This window comes from Streptomyces sp. RP5T (assembly GCF_003933965.1).
GTDB lineage: Bacteria > Actinomycetota > Actinomycetes > Streptomycetales > Streptomycetaceae > Streptomyces.
Map to the genome: position 1 here is coordinate 1 of NZ_RSAJ01000641.1, position 4,485 is coordinate 4,485.

The window sequence follows — 4,485 nt, forward strand, 5'->3', positions numbered from 1 at the left end:
CCCGAACCGTGCAGAGCGCAGAGGAAGCACCCCTTGCAGCAGCCGACTCCGCCCTCCACCGCCGAGAGCCGCTCCGTCCTCGCCGCGCCTACGGCACAGGGGAAAGGAAGCGCCGATCCGCCGCCCCGGGCCACGGACACCGACCCGTCCGAGCCAGGGCTCTTGAGCGACACCAAGCACAGTGTGGTCACGGCGGACCACCGTCCGGACCCGACTCCGGGACAGGAGCGGCGGGGCACTACTCCCTTACCGTCACGGATCCGCGAGCGGTCTGCGTCAGCGAGCCCGGTACAGCGCCCGCCTGCACCGACGACGCAGGGTCGGCCCCCGTCTCCGACGGCAGGCCGTCCCTCCCCGCCGCCTTCACTCGTCCCGTCCGGGCCGCTGCCACAAAACCCCTCCGCCGGCTTTCGAGTTCCGGCTGAACTTCCCCCGGCCCACTCGGCCATCATCTGTGTGGCGCTTCCATGCCTCGCCATCTCCACAAATCAGGGGCAGTTGACCGGTCAGGGGCTGGAGGGCTTCTACTACGCGGGCCGACGGGTGGTCTCCCGGTGCCAGATCCGTGTCGCCGGACGCGAGCCACTCGCGGTCCAAGCCCGGACGACCGCGGCGGACCGCGCGCGCTTCGTGGCCACCATGCGAGTCGCCCAGGGTGCGGGCCCGGACCCCGACGTCGTCGTGGAGCGCACCCGCCACGCGGACGGCACGGAACGCATCATGCTGCACAGCGCCGCTGCCCGCCCGTTGCGGCTGCCTGTGGAGGTGGCACTCGGCACGGACCTGGCGGACCTGAACGCCATCGCATCCGGCCTAGTCGGACCCGAACTGCCCGCGATCGTCCATGACTCCGGCTTGCGCTGGTCCGGCCAGGCAGCCGGAGCGTCGGTCACGGCCAACCCGCCGCCCGCTGACGCGCTCGCATCGGCAGGCCTGCTGCGCTGGGAGTTCGACCTGCCTCCCGGCGGGACGGTCGGCCTGGAACTGCGGGTGCGGTTGGAGGGCGCGGGCCGTGTCCGGGCGGTGGGGCGCGCCGGGACCAGCCCTCTGGCTTCCGCCCGCGCGACGGGGGACCACCCAGCGGTCGAGCCGCTTTTGCGCACGAGCATCGACGATCTCCAGGCCCTGCTGCTGCGCGACCCGGCACACCCCACCGACACCCACCTCGCGGCGGGAGCCCCATGGCGCTGCGGCCTGGCCCCGGCCGACGCGCTCGTCGCGGCCCGTATGACCCTGCCCCTCGGAACCCGGCTCGCCGCCGGCACACTCCGCACCCTCGCGCGTTCTCAACTGCGGGGACAGGCAGCGCAGTTCGGGATGATCCCCGGGCCTCGCCGGGACGCGGGCGTACATCTTCCGGCCGGTTGTACGGGCACCGAGGCAACTCTGCTCTTTCCCGCCGTCCTTGCGGAGGCCTACCGGTGGGGACTCTCGCCGCAGGAGACGGAAGAGCTCCTCCCGACGGCCGAGAGGTGCCTGGGCTGGTTGCGGGCGGCCGTGGGGGAGGGAACCTATCTGTGCGACCCGCAGCCCGGCGGCCCCGTCCGCTGCGAGACGCAGGCGCACGCGCACCGCGCGGCAGTACTGGGAGCCGACCTGCTCGACACGTTCGACAGACCCGGCGGGGCGGGGCTGCGGCAGTGGGCCCGCGAACTGCGAACAGCCTTCCGCGAGGGCTTCTGGGTCGAGGACCGCGGCGGTGGTCGGCCGGCGGCCGCGCGGGCCCCCGACGGACGTCTCCTGCCGCACCTCGGCGCCGCAGCTGTCCACCTCCTGGACACAGGGCTGCTGGGCGGCGGCGAACAGGCGCCCGGCCTGCTCGGCAGGGTGCAGACCGAGCAACTCGCCCGCTGCTCGGGGGACCGGCCATGGACTCGGGCTGGGGGCTGCGCGGACTGGGCGCGAAGGAGGCGGGCTACAACCCGTTCGGCCATCGCACCGGTGCCGTAAGGGTCCACGAGACGGCGATCGCCGTCGCGGGCCTGGCCGCCGCCGGGTACGAGAAGGAGGCCGGTTCGCTCCTGCGTGGTCTGCTGGCCGCGGCGGAGACCTTCGGCCACCGGCTCCCCGAGATGTACGCGGGTGAGCAACGCACCGAGGGCAGCGCTCCCCTTCCCCACCCGGCAGCCTGCCGCCCGGCGGCCACGTCGGCGGCCGCCGGAGTCCTGCTCCTCAGCGTCCTGGCGGGAGCCCGTCCCGACGTGCCGGCCGGGACGGTCACGCTCCGCCCCATGCGCAGCGCCCCTCTCGGCGAGATCGGTCTGACCGGGCTGAGGATCGCGGGAGCCCCGTTCTCGGTCCGGGTCAGCAGACTCGGGCTCGCCATGGTCGAAGAAGCCGCCGAAGGGCTGCAACTGGGCACATGACCTCGTACGACGCGTCTTCCTGCAGCGGCCGGGCGGGCGGAGAGGGACCTGCTCGGACGGCAGTGGATCAAGGACGATGCGATCGGCGAAGGGAGTGTTTATCGTCAGGCAGACGACTATGATCGCCGCATGCCCTACGACCCGTCAGCCTTTCCGCCCTTCGCCGTCACCGTGGACCTGGTCGTACTGACCGTTCGCCGTCACGCCCTGTGTGCGCTCGCGGTACGCAGGGGCGAGCCGCCGTTCCAGGGACGCTGGGCGCTCCCCGGCGGATTCGTACGGGCCGACGAGGATCTGGCGCAGGCCGCGGCCCGCGAGCTGGCCGAGGAGACGGGGCTGCACGCGCATGACCCTGCCGTCCCGGTCCAGGACAACGGAGCACACCTGGAGCAGCTCGCCACCTACGGCGACCCCAAGCGTGATCCACGGATGCGCGTGGTGAGCGTCGCCCATCTCGCCCTCGCCCCCGACTTGCCCGCCCCCCGGGCAGGCGGTGACGCCAGCAACGCGCGCTGGGCTCCCGTCGAAGAGCTGTTGCAACAGGGCGGATACGGTCGGGACGGGGAGCCGGTAGCGCCGCTGGCCTTCGACCACGCGCAGATCCTCTCGGACGGAGTGGAGCGCGCCCGCTCGAAGATCGAGTACTCGTCGCTGGCCACCGCGTTCTGTCCGCCCGAGTTCACCGTCGGCGAGCTGCGCCGGGTCTACGAGGCGGTATGGGGCGTGGCACTGGATCCGCGCAACTTCCACCGCAAGGTGACGGGCACACCCGGCTTCCTGGTCCCCACCGGCGGTACGACCACACGACAGGGCGGCCGCCCGGCCCAGCTCTTCCGGGCCGGCGGCGCAACCCTTCTCAACCCCCCGATGCTGCGCCCCGAAGTGTGACGACCCCGAAAACGGGACATAACGCGCTATCTTGCTACGGGTGATCCAGGCCTTCGGACTGACCAGCAATTCCCGCAAGGACCTTCCGCCCGCGGTCGACGACGTGTCCTTCGAAGCCCGTGCGGGCCAAGTCACCGTGCTCCTCGGGGCGACGGGCGCGGGAAAGACGACAGCGCTCAGACTGATGCTCGAACTCCAACAGGGCCGTGGCCTCACCTACTTCAGGGGCCGGCCGCTGCATCGCATCGCGCACCCCTCGCGCGAGGTCGGTGTCCTCATGGGCGACGTGCCAGGGCATCCCGCGCGCACGGTCCGCGGCCATCTGCGCATGCTGTGCGCCGCGGCCGGTGTCCCGGTCCGCCGTGCCGACGAGGTGCTCGAAGTGGTGGGTCTGGTCAGCCTGCGTGACGAGCGGCTCGGCACCCTGTCGCGCGGCATGGACCGGCGCCTGGGCCTGGCCTGCGCCCTGTTGCCGGACCCGCACACGCTCGTGCTGGACGACCCCGCTGACGGCCTCTCCCCTCGGGAGGGCCACTGGCTGCACGGCATGCTGCGAGCGCACGCCACGCAGGGCGGCACAGTCCTGTTCACCACGTCCCAGCCCAAAGTGGCCGCGCGGGCCGCGGATCACGTCGTCACCCTTGAGCAAGGCAGACTCGTCGCGGACCAGCCGGCCGCGCAGTTCGCCCGTACCAGACTCCGCCCCCGCGTCGCCGTCCGTACCCCCCATGCAGTCCGCCTCGCCACCTTGCTCGCCAAGGAGGCCCGCACGGCTCACCGCTCCGTCGAAGTCGTCCGGGAAGACGGCAACCGCCTGTCCGTGTACGGCAGTACCTGTGCCGACGTCGGCGAGACGGCCTTCCGGCACGGCATTCTGGTGCACCAACTCGCGGACGAGGTAGGTGACATGGGACCCGGTGCGGGTCCATTTCCCGGTGAGACCGCGGAACCGGACCTGGGGGTGCGAGGGGTCGTCACGGGGACGGAGACGACTGAGCTCGGCGGTAACGGGGCTGTCGGGACGGCCGGAGCGGCGGCTGAGGGAGAACAGGAGCACGACGGTTCCGCGTCGCCGAGCCGCTCGCCCCTGCACGCCGATCAGACGCTGCCCGCCGATCGGAAAGCGCGCGGTGATCAGGCGGCACTCGGCAGCCCAGGCACTCCCAGCGGTGCGGCCGCCGGAAGCAGTGGCACCACCCAGAATCCCGTCACCAGCTCCAAGCCCCCCGCC

3 protein-coding genes and 1 pseudogene are annotated in these 4,485 nt (G+C 72.4%); 3 read left to right on the forward strand and 1 reads right to left on the reverse strand.

Translation table 11 applies throughout. From position 1 onward, the window contains the following. Nucleotides 1-191: hypothetical protein (locus EHS43_RS47210; RefSeq protein ID WP_221740801.1), on the reverse strand; the 191-nt coding region annotated here is incomplete at its 3' end. 265 nt (nt 192-456) lie between these two features. Here EHS43_RS47210 and EHS43_RS38175 point away from each other — a divergent pair. From EHS43_RS38175 to EHS43_RS38185, 3 genes and pseudogenes are all read left to right on the forward strand, one after another. Next, nucleotides 457-2,366: pseudogene (locus tag EHS43_RS38175) on the forward strand (glycogen debranching N-terminal domain-containing protein). A gap of 129 nt (nt 2,367-2,495) precedes the next feature. After that, nucleotides 2,496-3,254: an NUDIX domain-containing protein gene (locus tag EHS43_RS38180; protein ID WP_125195192.1), complete on the forward strand. Its 759-nt coding sequence runs from the start codon at nt 2,496-2,498 to the stop codon at nt 3,252-3,254. A 40-nt stretch (nt 3,255-3,294) separates the two neighbouring features. After that, nucleotides 3,295-4,485: ATP-binding cassette domain-containing protein (locus tag EHS43_RS38185; protein WP_260470907.1), on the forward strand; the 1,191-nt coding region annotated here is incomplete at its 3' end.

Excerpts from the sequence above, each read along its gene's own strand:
- EHS43_RS38180 (WP_125195192.1), top strand. The coding sequence starts at position 2,496 with ATGCCCTACGACCCGTCAGCCTTTCCGCCCTTCGCCGTCACCGTGGAC.